The 17,699-nt window shown below is 67.9% G+C and carries 20 protein-coding genes; 7 read left to right on the top strand and 13 right to left on the bottom strand.

The genetic code is table 11. From position 1 onward, the window contains the following. Positions 1 to 688, top strand: a 688-nt coding sequence (locus HOV91_RS34270; protein ID WP_174189418.1) for a phosphatase PAP2 family protein, incomplete at its 5' end; no start/stop codon positions are given. Between the two features lie 101 nt (positions 689 to 789). Here HOV91_RS34270 and HOV91_RS34265 read toward each other — a convergent pair. Next, complete coding sequence (locus tag HOV91_RS34265) at positions 790 to 2,118, bottom strand: cytochrome P450 (protein ID WP_174189417.1); 1,329 nt, start codon at positions 2,116 to 2,118, stop codon at positions 790 to 792. Positions 2,119 to 2,321: 203 nt separating this feature from the next. Here HOV91_RS34265 and HOV91_RS34260 point away from each other — a divergent pair, with 203 nt between their 5' ends. The 3 genes from HOV91_RS34260 to HOV91_RS34250 all read left to right on the top strand — a co-directional run bounded on the left by HOV91_RS34260 (position 2,322) and on the right by HOV91_RS34250 (position 4,104). Beyond that, positions 2,322 to 2,906 (top strand): NADPH-dependent FMN reductase, encoded by a 585-nt coding sequence (locus HOV91_RS34260; protein ID WP_174189416.1) that lies wholly within the window; start codon positions 2,322 to 2,324, stop codon positions 2,904 to 2,906. Between the two features lie 10 nt (positions 2,907 to 2,916). Next, a complete protein-coding gene (locus HOV91_RS34255) occupies positions 2,917 to 3,384 on the top strand; it encodes a YybH family protein (protein WP_174189415.1) in 468 nt (155 codons plus the stop codon). Positions 3,385 to 3,687: 303 nt separating this feature from the next. Further along, positions 3,688 to 4,104 (top strand): hypothetical protein, encoded by a 417-nt coding sequence (locus tag HOV91_RS34250; protein WP_174189414.1) that lies wholly within the window; start codon positions 3,688 to 3,690, stop codon positions 4,102 to 4,104. A gap of 201 nt (positions 4,105 to 4,305) precedes the next feature. Here the strand turns inward: HOV91_RS34250 and HOV91_RS34245 are convergent, their stop codons facing one another. Beyond that, positions 4,306 to 4,833, bottom strand: a complete 528-nt coding sequence (locus HOV91_RS34245) for a TetR/AcrR family transcriptional regulator (protein WP_246351366.1) — start codon at positions 4,831 to 4,833, stop codon at positions 4,306 to 4,308. Between the two features lie 96 nt (positions 4,834 to 4,929). Here HOV91_RS34245 and HOV91_RS34240 point away from each other — a divergent pair, with 96 nt between their 5' ends. Beyond that, positions 4,930 to 6,159 carry a saccharopine dehydrogenase family protein gene (locus tag HOV91_RS34240; RefSeq protein WP_174189412.1) on the top strand — a complete coding sequence of 410 codons (1,230 nt, stop codon included), beginning with the start codon at positions 4,930 to 4,932 and terminating at the stop codon, positions 6,157 to 6,159. 2 nt (positions 6,160 to 6,161) lie between these two features. On the opposite strand, the gene rox is transcribed toward HOV91_RS34240, so the two are convergent. The 11 genes from rox to HOV91_RS34185 form a co-directional block, all read right to left on the bottom strand. Then, positions 6,162 to 7,589: a rifampin monooxygenase gene (gene rox, locus HOV91_RS34235; RefSeq protein ID WP_174189411.1), complete on the bottom strand. Its 1,428-nt coding sequence runs from the start codon at positions 7,587 to 7,589 to the stop codon at positions 6,162 to 6,164. 342 nt (positions 7,590 to 7,931) lie between these two features. After that, the gene (locus tag HOV91_RS34230) at positions 7,932 to 9,374 is read right to left on the bottom strand and encodes an aldehyde dehydrogenase (protein WP_174189410.1); all 1,443 of its coding nucleotides are present in this window, start codon (positions 9,372 to 9,374) and stop codon (positions 7,932 to 7,934) included. Between the two features lie 5 nt (positions 9,375 to 9,379). Further along, positions 9,380 to 9,700: a hypothetical protein gene (locus HOV91_RS34225; protein WP_174189409.1), complete on the bottom strand. Its 321-nt coding sequence runs from the start codon at positions 9,698 to 9,700 to the stop codon at positions 9,380 to 9,382. A 17-nt stretch (positions 9,701 to 9,717) separates the two neighbouring features. Continuing rightward, positions 9,718 to 10,989 (bottom strand): metal-dependent hydrolase family protein, encoded by a 1,272-nt coding sequence (locus HOV91_RS34220; protein WP_174189408.1) that lies wholly within the window; start codon positions 10,987 to 10,989, stop codon positions 9,718 to 9,720. Beyond that, positions 10,986 to 11,318, bottom strand: a complete 333-nt coding sequence (locus HOV91_RS34215) for a hypothetical protein (RefSeq protein ID WP_174189407.1) — start codon at positions 11,316 to 11,318, stop codon at positions 10,986 to 10,988. The genes HOV91_RS34220 and HOV91_RS34215 overlap by 4 nt, the downstream gene beginning before the upstream one ends. Next, positions 11,315 to 12,580, bottom strand: a complete 1,266-nt coding sequence (locus HOV91_RS34210; RefSeq protein ID WP_174189406.1) for an aromatic ring-hydroxylating oxygenase subunit alpha — start codon at positions 12,578 to 12,580, stop codon at positions 11,315 to 11,317. Before HOV91_RS34210 ends, HOV91_RS34215 begins: the two co-directional genes overlap by 4 nt. A gap of 10 nt (positions 12,581 to 12,590) precedes the next feature. Further along, positions 12,591 to 13,430: a TauD/TfdA dioxygenase family protein gene (locus HOV91_RS34205; protein ID WP_174189405.1), complete on the bottom strand. Its 840-nt coding sequence runs from the start codon at positions 13,428 to 13,430 to the stop codon at positions 12,591 to 12,593. A 16-nt stretch (positions 13,431 to 13,446) separates the two neighbouring features. Next, positions 13,447 to 13,782, bottom strand: coding sequence for a hypothetical protein (locus HOV91_RS34200; protein ID WP_174189404.1), 336 nt, complete (start codon positions 13,780 to 13,782; stop codon positions 13,447 to 13,449). Further along, positions 13,779 to 15,053, bottom strand: a complete 1,275-nt coding sequence (locus HOV91_RS34195; protein ID WP_174189403.1) for an aromatic ring-hydroxylating oxygenase subunit alpha — start codon at positions 15,051 to 15,053, stop codon at positions 13,779 to 13,781. Before HOV91_RS34195 ends, HOV91_RS34200 begins: the two co-directional genes overlap by 4 nt. 31 nt (positions 15,054 to 15,084) lie before the next feature. Beyond that, positions 15,085 to 15,846: an SDR family NAD(P)-dependent oxidoreductase gene (locus HOV91_RS34190; protein WP_174189402.1), complete on the bottom strand. Its 762-nt coding sequence runs from the start codon at positions 15,844 to 15,846 to the stop codon at positions 15,085 to 15,087. Positions 15,847 to 15,857: 11 nt separating this feature from the next. After that, a complete protein-coding gene (locus HOV91_RS34185) occupies positions 15,858 to 16,148 on the bottom strand; it encodes a 2Fe-2S iron-sulfur cluster-binding protein (protein ID WP_174189401.1) in 291 nt (96 codons plus the stop codon). Positions 16,149 to 16,312: 164 nt separating this feature from the next. Here HOV91_RS34185 and HOV91_RS34180 point away from each other — a divergent pair, with 164 nt between their 5' ends. Both HOV91_RS34180 and HOV91_RS34175 read left to right on the top strand, forming a co-directional pair. Beyond that, on the top strand, positions 16,313 to 16,957 hold the full coding sequence (locus tag HOV91_RS34180) for a TetR/AcrR family transcriptional regulator (protein WP_174189400.1): 645 nt from the start codon (positions 16,313 to 16,315) through the stop codon (positions 16,955 to 16,957). Positions 16,958 to 16,961: 4 nt separating this feature from the next. Further along, positions 16,962 to 17,612: a carboxymuconolactone decarboxylase family protein gene (locus tag HOV91_RS34175; protein ID WP_217441450.1), complete on the top strand. Its 651-nt coding sequence runs from the start codon at positions 16,962 to 16,964 to the stop codon at positions 17,610 to 17,612. Positions 17,613 to 17,699 lie beyond the last annotated feature (87 nt).

Below are 17,699 nucleotides of genomic sequence, written 5' to 3'. Positions count from 1 at the left end.
GCCCCACCCATGGCGAGGAATCGGCGAACTCGCGGTCGCGTGGGTGCTGCTCGTCGGCGGGCTCGTCGGAATCGGCAGGCTGGTGCGCGCCGCGGGAACCGACAACCCCGTCCTGCGGTGGGATCACCGCATCGTGGCAGCGCTCGCCGAGCACCGCCACCCGATGCTCACCTCCGTGCTGAACGTGTTCGGCGAACTCGGCAACACCACCGCGGTCGTCACGGTCGCGTCGATCGTCGCCGCACTGGCGGTGGGCGTTCTGCGCAGTTGGCGACCGGTGCTGTTCCTCGGCATCGCACTGGTGGGTGAGATCACGCTGTTTCTCACCACCAGCGCGATCGTCGACCGCGACCGCCCGCAGGTGCCACACCTCGATCCGCACCTCCCGCCCACCGCCAGCTTCCCTTCCGGGCACGTCGCTGCCTCGCTGACGCTTTACGCAGGAACCGCTGTACTTCTATGGGCCACCGCCCGCCGACTGCGGTACCGGCTTATCCCCGCCGCAGCGCTCCTGATTCCCGCACTGGTGGGCGTGCAGCGACTCTATGCCGGTGCGCATTACCCCACCGACATCCTCGGCTCGGTCCTGCTGTCGTCGATATGGGTCGCCGTCGCCTGGTGGGTCGTCGAACCCGTGGAGATCTCCGGTCGGTCGACGCGGACGCAACCTCGCCGGGTCCAGCGGTGATCGTGCACCCCGCGTCCGGTGACATGTACGCATGGCCAGACGTCTCGTGCTACGCGCAGTCCGGCGGAAGACTTGTGGAAGATCTTGAAGGCCGCTATCGGTCAGCGGGGTAACAAGGTGATCCGGGCGTTGTAGGCGGGGCTGAGACCGGTGTGATAGCGACGTGGGGGTTCGACGGGGCCGGTGGCCGCACCGATGCGGCGATGCTCGAGGATGGTGCGGAAGAGGATGCGAGCTTCCGTCAGGGCGAATTGAGCACCCAGGCAGCGGTGCGCGCCTGCGCCGAAGGTCAGCCAGGTGCGGCCGTTCGGTGGCTCGTCGAGGAAGCGTTCGGGCCGGAAGACCATCGGATCCGGGTAGTGCCGTGGTGACTCGTGAATGAGAAGGATCGGGACAATGACGATAGCGCCCTTGGGGATCTGGACACCGTTGACCACGGTGTCGCGCAGTGCCCGCCGTCCGGTGAACGGTGACACCGGGCGGATCCGCATCGTTTCGGCGACCACGGCGTCCAGGTACGTGTCGAGTCGGGCAAAGTCGCCGGCGTCGACCGCCGCGTCGAGCTCGGCCATGGCTGCCGGGTGGGCGGCCAGCATGGCGGCGATCCAGCCGAGCGTGATCGCGGTGGTCTCGTAGGCGCCCAGCAGTACCCCACGCATGTTGCGGGCCAACGCGGCGTCGTCGTGCTGATCCAGTTCGGTGCCGACATACCGGGACAGCACGTCTTTCCTGCCATCGCGGTCGCCAGGTGTGGCCCGGCGGGCGGCGATTTCCTCGATGATGACGGCGTCGACCTCGGACTGGCGGCGGGTGAGCGGCGGGTAGGGCAGCGTGTAACCACCGATCAGCGGGGTCAGCAAGGTGACGGCGAGAAAACCCCGGCTTTCGATCTCCCCGAACCACCGGCTCACCGCCTGTTTCAGCCGCTCTTTGCGGGGCTCGGCAACATCGCCGAAGACGACGCCGAGCAGCACGCCGATGGCCAGGTCGTAGCCGACCTTCAGGAACTCGAATGGTTCGGCGACAGGCCAGGTCGGCAGTTCGCGCCGCACCACATCCACCATCAGATCCTCGTAGGACCGAAGTGCCTTGCTCTGGAACGGCGGCGCGAACAGCTTCCGTTCGCGGCGATGTTCGTCACCGTCGAGGAAGATCAACGTCTGTTTGCCGAACATCATGTCGTGACTGGAGAAGCGGCTCAGCACCTGCCCGACCGAGAAGTCCTCGTGGTTGGCGAACAGTTCTCGCACGTCGTCCATGTCGTAGGTGACCAGCATGGTCGGAAATCCCGGCGGCGAGACGACGAACCGTTCGCCCAAGTCCAGCAAGGGCGAATGATGCGTGCCGGGGCGCATCAGCCCACCGATTCGCGTGAGGTGGCGGTTGCGTAGCCGGGGGAGTTCACGCAGAGATATCGGGGCATGCGACATGTAGCCATCCTTGACCTGTTGCTCAGCGACTCGCAAACCTCAAATCCCCGCAGTGGCAAGAGAAGCGCCGGGCCGGTCCACCACGTACGGGGTTGACGGCCGAGTCCACGAATCAGCGACCCGAGTTGTGCGGCGGCCTGACATTCCGGACGGCTGTGTCGTCGGTAGATCGTCACACTCTCAACAGAGCAGGAGTTCGGAAGATGATCAGACTCGGCATCATCCTCGGCAGTACCCGGCCCAACCGCAAAGGCCCGCAGGTCGCACAGTGGGTTCTGGAGACGGCATCGCAGCGTGGCGACGCCGAGTTCGAACTGATCGATCTGCGCGACCACCCGCTACCGCATCTTGACGAGCCGATGGCGCCGATGTTCGGCCCGTCGGTCAACGCGCATACCCGCGCCTGGGCCGACCGGATCGCCCCGTTCGACGGCTTCGTGGTGGTGACCCCGGAATACAACGGCGGTGTTCCGGGAGTTCTGAAGAACGCCTTGGACCACCTGTGCGCGGAGTGGACCGACAAGGCGGTCGGGTTCGTCTCCTACGGCGTGAGCGGCGGCGCCCGCGCGGTGGTGCAGTTGCGGACGGTCTGCGGCACGCTGGGCATGGCCGACGTGGGCTATCAGGTCGCGATCTCGGTGCTCACCGATTTCGAGAACCACACGACCTTCACACCACGCGACCACCATGTCGCCGCCCTGAACAAAACGCTGGATCAGCTCGTCGCCTGGAGCGCCGCGCTCGCGCCGCTGCGGGCCGGCGCCGAAACCACTTCCGTCGAATTCTGAGGAGCCGATCATGACCATGGGTAACGACTTCCGGTCACGCGCCGACCGCGTCGAGGTGGATGAAATCGCGATTCGCCGGCAAATCGACAAGGTAGTCGAAGGACTGCGGGCCAAGGATCTGGAAGCACTGAGGCAGCTGTACACGGCCGACGTCGTGTCCTTCGATGTCGAGCCGCCGCTCCAGCATGCCGGGATAGCGGCGAAACTCGAGAACTGGGCGAAAGTGTTCCTGTTCTTCGAGAGCGTGAACTACGAGGTTCGCGACCTGACGTTCACCGTGGGTGACGACGTGGCATTCGGGCACGCCTTCGCTCGGCTCAGCGGCACGCTGCAGAACGGGGCGGCAACGAGCGGTATGTGGGTCCGCGTCACCTACGGCATGCGCAAGATCGACGGCACCTGGCTGATCGCGCACGACCAGGTCTCGGTGCCGCTCGACATCTCCAGCGGCAAAGGCGTGACCGACCTCGAGCCCTAACGCGTGGCGTGGGACTTCGAGACGGAGCCGGACTGCCGGGCGAAGTCGGACTGGGCGAACGCGTTCGTGTGCGAGGAGATCGAGCCCTTGGATCTGGTGTGACCCCACCAGCAGTTCGCCCCGCTGGATGGGGGCGCATGGCATGAACCCGGATCTGCCTGCTGACTGGCCACCGCTGCGCGCGGCAGCGGACTGCCGCTTGTGTCCGCAATGTCACAGCCGACTTGGCGGTGAGCTCGAGATAGGTCCAGGTGGGCCAGCTGATACGTTGCGCTGGTCCCGTTGGTCTGGTCCGCTGACCGAATGGACATTGCGCAGCCATCGGCGACCGAACATCTCCAGTTCATCCGGTTCCAGTCATCGGCACCGAATCGTCTGGGCCGCTTTCCAGGGGTGTTCGCTCTCGTCAATGGATTGTCCCGGAACGGGTGTCTCACACCGGCGCAGGAAGAGTACCGCCGCCGTATGAATGCCTGGTACAACGCCAACCTCGTCGACCCGGGCCGCGCAGACCCGTCCGTATACGATCGGACCCGCCATCCCGATGCCATGGCCTGGTTCAAATCCTCGGCGACTCATCTGATCGCACCGGTCGCCGACTACTTGGCCATCCTCGATGCGCACCGCGTCGGTTGGATACGTTTGAGGACCGATGCCCCAGGCGAAATCATCTACGACGATCCACATCAGGTCGTCGCCATACCACCCGTTTCGGAGTGAAACATCCGGAACTCGACATCGAACCATCAATTGTCCGGACCCCCGCATGTTCGCTCAGGTGTTGACCTCTCCGAGGCAGGCGTACTCCGGTAGCGCCGGTGGGTAAGTATTCGGAACCGATGTCGACGGGGAAGCCGGCATCGTGCGCGAGGCAGGCGATAGACGTCGAGCCGGGTGATGAGCGGGATTCCTGCCGCGTCTTCAGTCCGGCAGTGTTGCGAGCAGGGTCCGTGCGGCCTGCTGGGCTTGCTGTCGTCGGAGGGTGTCGTCGAGTCCCTGAAGGTGAAACGCCCAGTGCGCTTCGACGAGGCAGGCCAAGGCGTAGGCGACCTGGGTGACTTGCGCGGGTTGCGCGTGCGGGCGGGCGGTGGCGAGTTGCCGCTCGATCTCGGGGAACCATCTGTGCGTCCACAGATCGTGCAGGCGTTGCCGCACGACCTCGTCGCGGGCGGACTGGGCGACCAGGTCGGTCCAGATCACCAGATCGTCCCGGCGCTGATATGCCCCGGGTTCGAAGAGTCGATCCAGGCGAGTTTCGATCGGTTCCGTTCCGTCGACGAGGAGCATTCGTTCGCCGTACACGGCGACGGCCTCGTTGATGAACGCCTCCATCAGGCCTCGACGGTCGCCGAAGTAGTGCAGGACAAGGGTGCGCTGCAGACCGGCCGCAGCGGCCACGTTCGCGATGGTGGTTTTCGCCAAGCCGTCCCGCGCGACAACACTTGCCATGACCTGCAGGATCTCGCGCGTGCGTTGACGAGCCTTGCTCGGTCGGCCTACTTTATTGACTGACATAACAGTAAATATACTCTGGAGGGGGTTCGCATGAAGGTTCTGGCACTCGGGGGTAGCGGGGGAATGGGCGTGCACGCCTGCCGAATCGTGGCCGGCCTGGACGCGGTCACGGAGTTGGTGGTCACCGATCTGGACGAACGGCGCGCGCGACGTTTCGCGGAAACCCTGGGACCCTGCGCGGCCGGGCGTGCGCTCGACGTGGACGATGCCGGTGCGTTGGCCGCCGCGATGCGCGGCGCTGACATGGTGATGAACACGGTGGGTCCGTTCTTTCGATTCGGGGTGCCGATCCTGGCGGCCGCGATCGAAGCGGGCTGTGACTACATCGACATCTGCGACGACTGGGAACCGACAGTGCGGATGCTCGAAATGGGCGAGACGGCCGCGAAGGCCGGGGTCACCGCTCTCGTCGGAATGGGTGCGAGCCCGGGGATTTCGAACCTGCTCGCGGTAGCGGCGGCTGGTGAACTCGATACCGTCCGAGAGATCATCACGGGCTGGAACATCGAAGTCGCGGGTCCGGAGAGCGGCATGAACGATGCGCCGGGCGCCGCGATCGTTCACGGCATCGAGCAGCTCACCGGAACTATCCGGGTCACACGCGAGGGACGTGTAGTCGATGAGCCGGCACTGCGGCGGGTGCGACTGGACTATCCCGGGCTCGGCCGCAGGAATGGATGGACATTCGGGCATCCCGAAGCGCTCACCTTGCCCGCTGCTTTCCCGACCGTCACGAGCAGCGTGAACGTCGTCGTCGGCAGCCGATCGTTCATCGCGGGCCTTGCCGCGCTCCGGTTCGCCGTCGATCGCGGGCTTCTGTCGAAGCGCCGTGCCGCCCGCATCGGTGATCGCGTAGAACGGCTGTTCCCATCCGATCCCGTCCGGGCGCTCGGCCCCGGCACTCTCCCTCCGCTGTTCGCCCTCGCCGTCGGGACACACGATGGTGAACCGGCATCGGTCGGATGCGCGCTGGCCCATGCTCCCGGGCTCACGATGGGTGAGACGACCGGTATCCCACTCGGCCTCGCCCTCGGCTTGCTGACCGAGACGAAGCCGGGCGTGCACACGCCCGAGACTCTGATCGATCCCATGGAGTTCTTCGCCGCGCTCGCCCCGCACTGCCCGGAGAGCCCGAGTGCCACGGAGATGGTGGTGACCACCCGTTCCTGGGATGTCGACCCGCGACAGGCGATCGAGGAGGCGTTCACCCGTGCACGGCACGTCCTCTCGGCCGATTCGGCCACAATCGCCCCGCAGTGAAATCAGTTGACGGGCTCGCCGAACCAGCGCGAGAGGTGGTCGTTCAAGTCCTGCTGATGCTCCCCGATCCAGGCGACGTGACCGTCGGGGCGGAGCAGGACGGCCGGGACATCCAGTGCCGCAGTGGGATCCGCGATGAGGTCGACTCGGTCCGACCAGCCCTCGACGGTCAGTCGTTCGGTGCGGTCGAGTACCGAGCCGCGGCCCCGATGTAGTCGGTCGTAGAGGTGACCCTGTTTCAGGTCGATGTCGCGCAGGCGGCGGCCGAGCAGGTCGGGGCCCGCGCCGAAGTCGTAGCGGATGCCGATCGCGGTGATCTTCTCGATCAGGTATCGGTTCACCTCGTCGAAGTCCATCAGTTCGGTGAGCAGCCTGCGCACGGCCTGCGGACCCGGTTCGGTGGACGACAGCTCCACTTGGGCGCGGGTGTTGTCCAGTACGTCTTCGGCGACCGGACGGCGTTCGGTCTGGTAGGTGTCCAGCAGGGTTTCCGGCGCCCAGCCGCGGATCTGCGCGGCCAGTTTCCAGCCGAGATTGACCGCGTCCTGAACGCCCAGGTTCAAGCCCTGACCGCCGGCGGGCGGATGGATGTGCGCCGCATCGCCGGCCAGCAGCACCCGCCCCACCCGATAACGCTCGGCCAGCCGGGTGGCATCGCCGAAGCGGGACAACCAGCGCGGGGAGTGCACGCCGAAATCGGTTCCGGCGATGGCGCGCAACTGTTGTCCGAATTCCTCGAGGGTGGGCGGCTCCGCGCGGTCCTCGCTGACTCCCGCGGCGGGGACCACGACGCGATAGACCCCTTCGCCGAAGGGCATAACACTGAATACCTTATTGCTCTCGCGGATCTCGGCCACTTTGGCGGCGATCTCCTCCTGCGGCACACCCACTGCCATCTCGCCCATGAGCGTCTCGGTTCGCGAAGGCTCGCCGGGGAAGCCGACGCCGAGCAGTTTGCGCACCGTACTGCGCGCGCCGTCACAACCGACGAGGTAGCGCGAACGCAGCTGTTCCCCGTCGACCAGCTCGACGGTCACGCCCTCGTCGTCCTGCTCGAAACCGGCCACCGCGCAACCACTCCGGACTTGCGCACCCAGTTCGATCGCATGGTCTCGGAGCAGATGATCGACGACCGGCTGCGGGATGCCCAGCAGATAGGCATGCGCGGAATCCAGGCCCTCCGGCGCCGGTTTGGGGATGGCGGCGAAGATCCCGCCGACCGAACGCTGTCTCCCGCGCTCGAGAAAGCGATCCAGTAGTCCGCGCATCGCCATCAGCTCGAGGCTGCGCATATGCAGACTGACTATGCGGACGAACGACGCGGGCTCGGTTTCCTTCTCCAGAACGAGGACCCGCACATCGTGCAGCCGCAGTTCGGCGGCCAGCATCGCACCGGTCGGCCCGCACCCGGCAATGATCACATCGAACATGAACCACCCGTTCGCCCACTTCTCCACCCATCGACGTGCGTCCCCGTCGTCAGGCGCGGCGCGCGCGCCCACGCGTCTCGCTGATTCCGGATTTCCGCAGGTCCTGGCATCGGCCGCCCATTGTGCGGCACCGCCGGTTCTTGCTGCAAGCGATATATTTCCGTCAAGGCGCGGGGTCGGTACCAGATTCTCACCCCTCGACTCGACGGCATCGCGATGGGGCTCAGGGGCGTTCACGGCGTGGCCGTCGGGCTGGTGGATCCTGACCGGAACGACAGCGGTCAGCTCTGGATAGCCGAGGTGTGACGGCGGTCGAGAACGCGAGTCGCACGGGGATCGCCGCTACCTGCCGGACACGGATTTGGTCGTGAGGTAGTCGGCCAGGCCCTCGCGGCCGAATTCGCGGCCGATGCCGCTGGCCTTGACTCCTCCGAACGGCGCGACCGGATCCATGCTGTAGGCCTGGTTGATCCCCACGGTGCCGCTGCGGATCCGGCGGGCGACCGCCAGCGCCCGCTCCGGGTCCGCGGACCACACCGAGCCGGAGAGCCCGTACTCGGTGGCGTCGGCCAGGGCGACTGCCTCGTCGTCCCCGTCGTAGGCCAGCACGGTGACGACCGGGCCGAAGATCTCCTCCCTGGCGATCCGCATCCCGGGGTCGACGTCGGTGAACAGTGTGGGGCGGACGTACCAGCCGCGGTCGCAGCCCGGCGGGGTGCCGGTGCCGCCGACCACCGCCCGGGCGCCTTCCCGGAGCCCGGTCTCGAGGTAGCCGTGCACCCGGTCGCGCTGCCGGGCCGAGACCAGCGGCCCGATATCGGTCGCTTCGTCCGCCGGGTCGCCCACCCGCAGTCTCCACACCATCTCGCTCAGCGCGCTGACGTATTCGCGATAGCGGTTGCGCGGCACCAGGATCCGGGTCTGTGCCACGCACGCCTGGCCGCCGTTCATGAGCGCGGCCACCTGCGCGCCGATGGCGACCTGCTCGGGGTCGGCGTCGTCGAGCACCACGGCGGCCGACTTGCCGCCCAGCTCCAGGCTCACCCGGCGCAGCGCCTGCGCGCACGCGACCGCGACCCGGCGGCCCGCGGCGGTGGACCCGGTGAAGGACGCCTTGTCCACGCCCGGATGCGCCACCAGGTACGCGCCGAGTTCGCCGTCGCCGGGCACGATGCTGACCACGCCGGGCGGAATCGCGCTGTCCATCAGCAACTCCGCCATCAGGTAGGCGTCCAGCGGGGTTTCCGGCGACGGCTTGAGCACCACGGTGCAGCCGGCCAGCAGCGCCGGGATCAGCTTGGCCACTGTGAGGAACACGGGCATGTTCCACGGCACGATCGCCGCGACCACCCCGACCGGCTCGTGGCAGACCAGCACGTCCGCGCCGAGATAGCCGGGGCGGGTCTCCTCCCAAACGAAGTTCGCCGCCACGTCGGCCAGCGCGCGCATCATCACCCCGGGCAGCCGGACGTGCGCGGAGCGGGAGAAACGCAGCGGCGCTCCCATTTCCGCGGTGACCAGCTCGGCGAGCTCGGGCTCGCGCGCGGTGTAGCGCTCGGCGAGATCGCGCACCGCGGCGACCCGTTCGGCCACCGAACTGTGGCGCCACGGGCCGTGGTCGAAGGCATCCCGGGCGGCCGCCACCGCGGCGTCCACGTCGGCATGGGCGGGGGCGGCCAGCCGTGCGATCACCGTTTCGGTGTGCGGGGAGACGACCTCCAGGGTGCGGTCGGAACTCGGGGCACGCCACTGCCCGCCGACGAACAGCCGGTCGTAGTTGCTCATCGGCGTCAGGGCCGGTAGGCGGCGATGTCGCGGAGCAGGCGTACCACCGGCGGCGGGTCGAGTTGCAACCCCACCGGCGGCGACATCTCCCCGGAGCGCGACGCTCGCCCGAGTTCGGCCCGGACCGCCTCGAGGTCGTCGGCTTCGATCTCGTAGAGCGCGATGTAGCTGGGGTCGTCGCCGACGACGGCCAGGCGGCGCGCGGCGACCACGCCGTCCAGTTTGCACATCTCCGCGAGGTGGGTGTTCTCGTACCAGTCGTGGTACGCGGCGGCCTCGTCCGCGGACTTCGGGCGGGATTCGACGAAGAGGATTCCGGTGGGCATGGTGGTGTCTCCTTGGGTCAGAGCGCGGTCGCGGTCGGCTCGGCGGTGGTGGTGTTCTTGTGCACCACACCGCCTTTCATGACGAAGCGGACCTGCTGGGTGAGCGTGATGTCGCGGGTGGGATCGCCGGGGACGGCGATGATGTCTGCGAGCAGGCCGGGTGCGAGCCGGCCGCGGTCGGTGACGTCGAGCAGTTCGGCGCTGGTGAGGGTGGCGGCGCGCAGCGCCTGGGCCGGGGTCATGCCGCGGTCCACCAGCGCCCAGAGTTCCTTGGCGTTGTCGCCGTGCGGGACGGCGGGCGCGTCGGTGCCGCAGGCGATCCTGACCCCGGCCTCGATGGCCTTGCCCAGCATCTCGCGTGCTCGCGGGAACACCGCCTCCGCCTTCGCGCGCAGCGCCGGTGGCGCTTTGGACACGTCCAGCCCCTCGGACAGGTAGCTGGTCGGCACCAGGAAGGTGCCGTGGTCGACCATCATGGCGATGGTGTCGTCGCCGGCCAGCGAACCGTGCTCGATGCAGTCCACCCCGGCCCGGATGCAGGCGCGGATCCCGGCGTCGCCGTGCGCGTGCGCGGCCACCTTCAGTCCGGCGCGGTGGGCTTCGTCGACGATCGCGCGCAGTTCCTCGTCGGAGTACTGCTGAATGCCGGGCGCGGTGCTGTGCGACATCACCCCGCCGGAGGCGGAGATCTTGATCAGGTTCGCGCCGTACTTGATCTGGTAGCGCACCGCGTGGCGCACCTGGTCGACGCCGTTGGCGACGCCCTCCTCCACCGACAGCGGCATGATGTGCGGGGCGAGGCGCTGGAACATGGTCGGATCCAGGTGCCCGCCGGTCGGTGTGATGGCGTGCCCGGCGGACATGATCCGCGGTCCGGGGAACCAGCCCTGCTCGATGGCGCGATGCAGGTCGACGTCGAGCAGGTAGCCGCCGGTCTTGACCATCAGTCCGAGATTGCGCACCGTGGTGAACCCGGCCAGCAGCGTGGTGCGGGCGTTCACCGTGGCGCGCAGCGTGCGGTAGACCGGATCGTCCTGCACACCGTGCATCGGCAGCGGTAGCCCGGTCGGGGTTTCCGGGCCGCCGATGAGCAGGTTGATCTCCATGTCCATCAGCCCGGGCAGGAGGGTGACGTCACCGAGGTCGTGCATCGCGGCGTCGCCCGGCACCTTCTCCGGATCGATCGACTCGATGTACTCGCCCCGCACCACGATCACCGCGGGGGAGTGCACCTCGCCGGTCGCGACGTCCACCCAGCGCGCCGCCCGCAGCACCACCGGTCCGCTCATGGGCGCGGCTCTATCACGCAGTCCAGCATTGCCGCACCGGAATCCGGCACTCGGGGCTGGCTCCACACCTCCACCGGGAACGACACCATGATCATCGAGAACAGCAGCCACATCAGGCGGGTGGCGTCCTCGGGCAGTTCGTCCAAGCCGTACCCGTCCAGGTGCGCCAAGGCAGCCTCCGCGCGCGGGGCGATCGCGTCGTAGAAAGCCTGCATGTCGGTCATGGTGCTGGCCAACCGGCGGGCGTAGCGCTCGGGTTCGGTCTCCAGGCACCAAGTTTCGGCGAAGGGCTCCAGGTCGGCGAACTCGGCGGGCAGCAGCGCGCTCATCGGACCGTCGCCTCCTCGGAGTAGGACCGCACCCAGTCGTTGGCCACCTTGTGCAGGTGCCGCAGCAGAATCTCCTGGTCGTTGAGCGGAAACCGGGAGACGGCCCGCGATTCCAGGCTGATCTGGGTGGCCTCGAGGGTGTTGCTGTCCTGCAGCGCGTACTCCTTGAAGGTGACCGCGGCCATCTCGCGCGCCACCCGCTCGCGCGGGGTCCGGGCCGGAACGAAATACAGGTTGCCCTCGAAGATGTGCCGATTGTGCGTAGTCGGCCAGTAGTGGTAGGTCAGATACCATCCGCCGGACCAGATCAGGATGACGAAGTTGGGGAACAGCTGGAACGAATCCAGGCCCCACGGATCGCATTTCGCCGGGTTCAGCCCCCGGGGCATCTCACCCAGATCGGGGGTGTCCCACGGGCCGAACAGCCCGCTGCGGGTGATGTCCTCCATCGGTTTGCGCATCGTCGGGTCCAGCTCCCAAGTGACCACCCCCGAGGTGCTGACCAGGCGGTGCGGTCCGTCCAGCTGATAATGCGGCGCCTCGAAGCCGGCCTGCTGGGCGGCGGTGGCGTAGTTGTCCGGTGACTGGTTCGCGTGCAGCACCGGCGCGTGGTAGAACTCCTGGAACGCGTCCATGTAGAGCTTCCAGTTCGCTCCGACCTCGGCCCGATAGCTGTAGCGGTCGGTCATCCGCTCGAAGGGGTAGCCCTCGAGGTCGGTGACCATGGGGCCGAGGAATTCGCGCAGCGTCTGGCTCGGGGTGGCGGCGAGATTGACGAAGATGAACCCGGCCCAGAGCTCGCAGTGCACCGGCACCAGGCCGAGGGCGCTCTTGTCCAGGTCGAAGAACTCGGCTTCCTGCTGGACGAAGTTCAGCGCGCCGTCCAGGCCGTAGCGCCAGCCGTGGTACTTGCAGGTGAACTGGCGGCAGGTGCCGGAAACTTCCTGGCGCGGGAATTCGTTCCACACCAGTTTGTTGCCGCGGTGGCGGCAGACGTTGTGGAAAGCGCGCACCTGCTTGTCCCGGTCGCGCACCACCAGCACCGACGTTTTCGCGGCGTCGATCTCCTTGGTGAAGTAGCTGCCGACCTTGGGCAACTGTTCCACCCGGCCCACGTTGAGCCAGGCGCGTTCGAAGATCGCCTTGCGTTCGAGCTCGTAGAACTCCGGGGAGATCGAGTCCTCGTAGGACATGGGAGCGGTCCCCAGCTCCGGGTAGTGCTCGGTCCAGCTGCCCTCGGGGGGTTTGGGCCAACGTGGCATGTCGTTCTCCTCACTGGATGGGTTCGTCGCCGAGGACGGTGGTGCGCAGCATCTCCCGCGGCGAATCCGGCTCGTAGGGGGCTGCGCGGTGGATGACGCCGCGGTTGTCCCAGATCACGGTGTCGCCGACGGACCATTCGTGCCGGTACACCCGCTCCGGGGCGGTGGTGCGGGCGAGCAGATCGTCGAGCAGCGCGCGGCCCTGCTGGGCGTCCATGCCGACCACCTCGCCTGCCGATGCGCCGAGCACCAGCGAGCGGCGCCCGGAGCGGTGCGTCCAGACGATCGGGTGCTCCCGGACCGGCCTGCGCCGCCAGGCCGCGAGCTGCTCCGGTGTGGGGTCCGGGGTGATGCGGCGCTGCGAGGCCTCCAGCGAGTGCACCACCCGCAGCCCGGCCAGGTACTGCTGCTCGTCGGCGCTCAGATCATCGAAAGCCGAATAGGTGCTGGCGAATTCGGTCTCGCCGCCGGTCTCGGCGACCGCCTTGGCGGACAGCATGGTGGCCATCTGCGGGTAGGCGTCGTCCTCGGGGGTGCAGCCGTCGATGTGCCAGTCGAAGGTCGCGCGCAGGTAGCCCGCCGAAGAGTTCTTCGCGGTGTCGAGGCTGACCCGGTAGATACCCTCCACCGGATGGTGCCCGGGCGAGGTGTCGATCGGCCCGAGCGTGCGGCAGAACTCGACCTGCGCCTCCGGGTCCAGGTGCAGGCCGCGGAAGACCAGCACGCCGTTGTCCTCCAACGCCTGCCGGATCGCGTCGGGCACCGCCGGGTCGAGCAGGCGGTCCGCGGTGAGGCCGACGATCTCGGCGCCGACGTCGTGCCCCAGTTTCTGCACGGTGAGTGTCGTCATGATCTGTTCCTTCGGGTCAGGGGGTGGGTTCGCCGACCCGGTCGAGCCAGGCGTCGGCGCTGTCCACCGGTGCGGGCTGCTGAAAGATCTCCACCGCCATCGCCACCTGGACCAGCGAGTAGACGAGGTGCAGCAGGTTGACCGCGTCGTCGGGCAGTTCCGCGAGCGGGAATTTGTCGCAGTAGACGATGGCGTCGTCGAGGCGGGGGAAGAACGCGTCGTAGAACTCGTTCAGCTCGGCCATGGTGCTGGCCTGGCGCTTGGCCCAGCGCTCGGTTTCGGTGGGCAGGCACCAGATCGGCGCGAAGCGCTCGAACTCGGCGAAGGCCGCGGGCAGCAGCGGGGTGCTCATCGACCGGCTCCCGTCCGGGCGCCGTGGTGGTCCTGGACCCAGTCGCCGACCACCTTGTGGAAGTGGCGCACCAGGATCTCCTGGTCGTTGACCGGGTAGTCGGTGATGCCCGCGGTGCGATAGGCCTGCTCCAGCGCGGTCTGGGTGCCGGTCAGCATGCCGGCGTCCTGTAGCGCGAACTCCTTGAACACCACCGAGGCCACCTCGTGCTCGACCCGCTTGCGCACGGTGTCGGCCGGCTGGAAGCACAGCGTGCCCTCGAAGGTGTGCGTGTTGTAGGAGGTGGGCCAGTAGCGGTAGATCAGGTACCAGCCGCGGTAGAACAGAATCTCGATGTTCGGGAAGATCTGGAAGTTGTCGATGCCCCACGGCTCGACCCGGCCCGGGTTGATTCCGGGCGGCAGTTCGCCGATGTCCGGCGACTCCCACGGCCCGACCAGGCCGCTGCGGGTCACCCGCTCGATCGGGTACATGTACTCCGCGGGCAGCGTCCAGCGGCGGGCGCCACCGGTGCTGACCATCCGGTGCGGGCCGTCGATCTGGAAGTGTGCGCAAGTGAACGAGGCGTCCGGCTTGCGAACCTGGCCCGGCACCTGCTGCGAGTGCAGGCCCGGCACGTGGTAATACTCCTGGAACGCGTCCGCGAAGAGCTTCCAGTTGCTCTGGTTCTCGGCCCGGAACTCGTACCACTCGGTCATCCGGTCGAAGGGGTAGTCCTCCAGCGCGAGCACCATGGGACCGAGGAATTCGCGCAGCGTCTGCGGGGGCTCTGCGGCCAGATTGACGAAGACGAATCCCGCCCACACCTCGCAGTGCACCGGCACCAGACCCAGCCTGCCCTTGTCCAGGTCGAAGAACTCGGCTTCCTGCTGGACGAAGTTCAGCGCGCCGTCCAGGCCATAGCGCCAGCCGTGGTACTTGCAGGTGAATTGGCGGCAGGTGCCGGAGACTTCCTGGCGCGGGAATTCGTTCCACACCAGCTTGTTCCCGCGATGGCGGCAGACGTTGTGGAAGGCGCGCACCTGCTTGTCTCGGTCGCGCACCACCAGCACCGAGGTGCGGGCGATCGCGATCTCCTTGGTGAAGTAGCTGCCGACCTTCGAAAGCTGTTCGACCCGGCCGACATTGAGCCAGGCGCGTTCGAAGATGGCGGTGCGTTCGAGCTCGTAGAACTCCGGGGAGATCGAGTCCTCGAAGGACATCGGTCCCTTCCCCAGGTCCGGATAGTGCTCGGTCCAGCTACCGGCGCTGGGTTTGGGCCAGTCGGTCATCGGAATACTCCACTTCTGCGGTACGGGACGGTCAGATGACGGTGCCGCCGTTGACGCCGATCACCTGGCCGGTGACGTAGCGGGCGTCCTCGGAGCACAGGAACGCGGCGGCCGCGGCGATGTCCTCGCCCGAGCCGAGGAAACCGACCGGGATCGCGTTCGCCATGGTGGCGCTGTCCGGCAGGTGCCCGGCCGCCTGCGCGGAGCGCGACATCGGGGTGTCGATCCCCGAGGGCGGGATGGTGTTGACCGTGATGCCGCGCGCGGCGTACTCGCGGGCCAGGCCTTTGGTCATGGCGATCACCGCGCCCTTGGCGGCGGTGTAGTGCACCATGCCCGGCGAGCCGCGCTGCGCGCTGGAGGATGAGATGGTGACGATGCGGCCCCAGTTGCGCGCCAGCATGTCCGGCAGGACCGCCTGCACGCAGTGGAACGTCCCGGTGAGGTTGACCTCCAGCACCCGGCTCCAGGCCTCCGGGGTGATCTCGGTGAACGGCGCGAACGCGACCAGGCCCGCACTGGTGACCAACACGTCCACCGGGCCGTAGGCGGCCCTGGTCTGTTCCAGCGCGGCGTCCACGGCGGCGCGGTGGGTGACGTCCACGGCGAAACCCGTTGCGGCGTCGCCTTTGTCGCGGATCTCGGCGGCGGCGCGCTCGGCGCCGGCGCCGTCCAGATCCAGGATGGCCACCCGGTCGCCACGGGCGGCCAGTCGCCGGGCGATGGCCAGGCCCATGCCGGAGGCGCCGCCGGTGACCACCGCGGTGTGCGGAGTGGTGCGGGAGAGGGACATCGGATGCGCTCCTAGTCGTCGTAGTCGACCCGCAGCAGCGGGGTGGTCGGCACGGCCTGGCAGGTGAGCACCCAGCCCTCGGCCACCTCGTCCTCGGTGAGCGCCTCGTTGTTGCGCATCACCGCGCTGCCCTCCACGACCCTCGCGATACACGTCGCGCAGTTGCCCGTTTCGCAGGAGGAGGGCGGATGCAGCCCGAGCGCGCGAGCCACCTGCAGCACGGTGCTGCCGTCGCGGTGCTCGCCGGTGGCGGTCCGCCGTCCACAGCGGACGGTGACTCGGGTGGGAACGTCGGGAGCCACCGCGTCCTCCGATCGAGGGTGCCGGGAACCAAGTTTGATCGGTCGGTTAAATTAAGCGACCGGTTAAAGTTATAAGTCCGGCCGGAGCGCGCTGTCAAGGCTCGATCCGCCGGACCTATGATCGAAATGTGCCGCGAGCTGCGAGGATCGGGAAAGAGGCGTCGATGAGGACCGAACGGGCGACCAGGGCCGACGGCGCGGCCACCCGGATCGCGCTGCTGGACGCGGCCGAGCAGATCATGCTCGACGAGGGCTACGCCGCGGTGAGCTCCCGGCGCCTGGCCGCGCGCGCCGGGGTGAATCCCGGCCTGGTGTACTACTACTACGACACCATGGACAACCTGTTCGTGGAGTTGTTCCGGCGCGGCGCCGAACGCAGCTTCCAGCGCCAGCTCGAGGTGTTCGAGGACGCGCAGCCGCTGTGGGGGCTGTGGGAGGCCATCCACGAGCAGTCGCAGACCGCGCTCACCATGGAGTTCATCTCGATGGCCGTGCACCGCAAGACGATCCGGGCCGAGATCGCGCAGTCCTCCCGACGCTTCCGGGAAATGCAGCTCGAGGCTGTCGCCCGGATCCTGGCCGACTACCCGGACGTGCCACCGATGTGGACGCCGACCACCGTGGTCATGTTGATGTCCAGCGTCTCCCGGCTGCTGCGGATGGAAGAGTTCTTCGACATCGACACCGGCCACGCCGAAACCGTCGCCGTCATCGAGAATTTCCTGCTCACCGTCGAAGGTGAGCGCGCGGTACGCCGGCGTCCGCGCGGCCGGGGCTCTTCCGGCGCGCGGCCCGCGCCGATAACCTGAGCAGGTGCCCAGCGACCCCCGGCTGCCCCCGCTGCCGCTCGAGCAATGGGACGACGATGCCCGCGAGCTATTGCGCGGGCGGGTCGGCATGGCCGACCGCTACCTCTCCGGCGCACCGGATGCCCCACCATTGCCGAACATCCTCGGCGTGCTCGGCCACCACCCCGATCTGGCCGCCGCCTGGCTCGCCTACAACGGGTTGCTGCTCGAGCGTGGCACCGTGGAACCACGCGCCAGGGAGCTGGTGATCCTGCGCGTGGCATGGCGCACCGGCTCGCGCTACGAGTGGGAGCAGCACGTGCGAATAGCGTTGCGGGCGGGCATGTCGCCCGAACAGATCGGCGCCGTCCGGATCGGGCCGGACGCGCCGATATGGTCCCCGCCGGATGCCCTGCTGGTGCGCGCCGCCGACGAACTGCTCGACGCTCACCGCGTCACCGACGACACCTGGCGCGCGCTCGCCGCGCACCGGGACGCCAAGGAGTTGCTGGAGCTGCTGTTCGTCGTCGGCTCCTATCTGTGTCTGGCGTTGGTTTTCAACAGCGTCGAGCTGGCACCCGATCCGAACGCGGAACCGCTGCCCGCCGGACTGGCATTCGACAGCACCGATCTCGCGCCCCTCGACCGCGCGGACGGCGAAGCATCACCACGGTGAGGCTGGACCGGGTCTGCGGTATCGGCCTGGGCGGCAGCGCTGTCGACGGATCGAGGTGGCAGGTATCCGGCTCGCGATGGCTGTCAT

It is taken from the genome of Nocardia barduliensis (assembly GCF_013315795.1).
Lineage (GTDB): Bacteria > Actinomycetota > Actinomycetes > Mycobacteriales > Mycobacteriaceae > Nocardia > Nocardia barduliensis.
The sequence above is the reverse complement of the archived record's forward strand: the minus strand, read 5'-3'. Positions and strand labels throughout refer to the sequence as shown.

Coding starts and splice junctions, on each gene's coding strand:
- rox (WP_174189411.1), bottom strand. CDS start 7,589: ATGTTCGATGTGATCATTGCCGGGTGCGGGCCGACCGGTGCGATGCTG.
- HOV91_RS34245 (WP_246351366.1), bottom strand. CDS start 4,833: ATGGCAAGTGTTGTCGCGCGGGACGGCTTGGCGAAAACCACCATCGCG.
- HOV91_RS34205 (WP_174189405.1), bottom strand. CDS start 13,430: ATGACGACACTCACCGTGCAGAAACTGGGGCACGACGTCGGCGCCGAG.
- HOV91_RS34260 (WP_174189416.1), top strand. CDS start 2,322: ATGATCAGACTCGGCATCATCCTCGGCAGTACCCGGCCCAACCGCAAA.
- HOV91_RS34180 (WP_174189400.1), top strand. CDS start 16,313: ATGAGGACCGAACGGGCGACCAGGGCCGACGGCGCGGCCACCCGGATC.
- HOV91_RS34195 (WP_174189403.1), bottom strand. CDS start 15,053: ATGACCGACTGGCCCAAACCCAGCGCCGGTAGCTGGACCGAGCACTAT.
- HOV91_RS34230 (WP_174189410.1), bottom strand. CDS start 9,374: ATGAGCAACTACGACCGGCTGTTCGTCGGCGGGCAGTGGCGTGCCCCG.
- HOV91_RS34220 (WP_174189408.1), bottom strand. CDS start 10,989: ATGAGCGGACCGGTGGTGCTGCGGGCGGCGCGCTGGGTGGACGTCGCG.
- HOV91_RS34215 (WP_174189407.1), bottom strand. CDS start 11,318: ATGAGCGCGCTGCTGCCCGCCGAGTTCGCCGACCTGGAGCCCTTCGCC.
- HOV91_RS34265 (WP_174189417.1), bottom strand. CDS start 2,118: ATGTCGCATGCCCCGATATCTCTGCGTGAACTCCCCCGGCTACGCAAC.
- HOV91_RS34255 (WP_174189415.1), top strand. CDS start 2,917: ATGACCATGGGTAACGACTTCCGGTCACGCGCCGACCGCGTCGAGGTG.
- HOV91_RS34200 (WP_174189404.1), bottom strand. CDS start 13,782: ATGAGCACCCCGCTGCTGCCCGCGGCCTTCGCCGAGTTCGAGCGCTTC.
- HOV91_RS34250 (WP_174189414.1), top strand. CDS start 3,688: ATGGACATTGCGCAGCCATCGGCGACCGAACATCTCCAGTTCATCCGG.
- HOV91_RS34240 (WP_174189412.1), top strand. CDS start 4,930: ATGAAGGTTCTGGCACTCGGGGGTAGCGGGGGAATGGGCGTGCACGCC.
- HOV91_RS34190 (WP_174189402.1), bottom strand. CDS start 15,846: ATGTCCCTCTCCCGCACCACTCCGCACACCGCGGTGGTCACCGGCGGC.
- HOV91_RS34210 (WP_174189406.1), bottom strand. CDS start 12,580: ATGCCACGTTGGCCCAAACCCCCCGAGGGCAGCTGGACCGAGCACTAC.
- HOV91_RS34225 (WP_174189409.1), bottom strand. CDS start 9,700: ATGCCCACCGGAATCCTCTTCGTCGAATCCCGCCCGAAGTCCGCGGAC.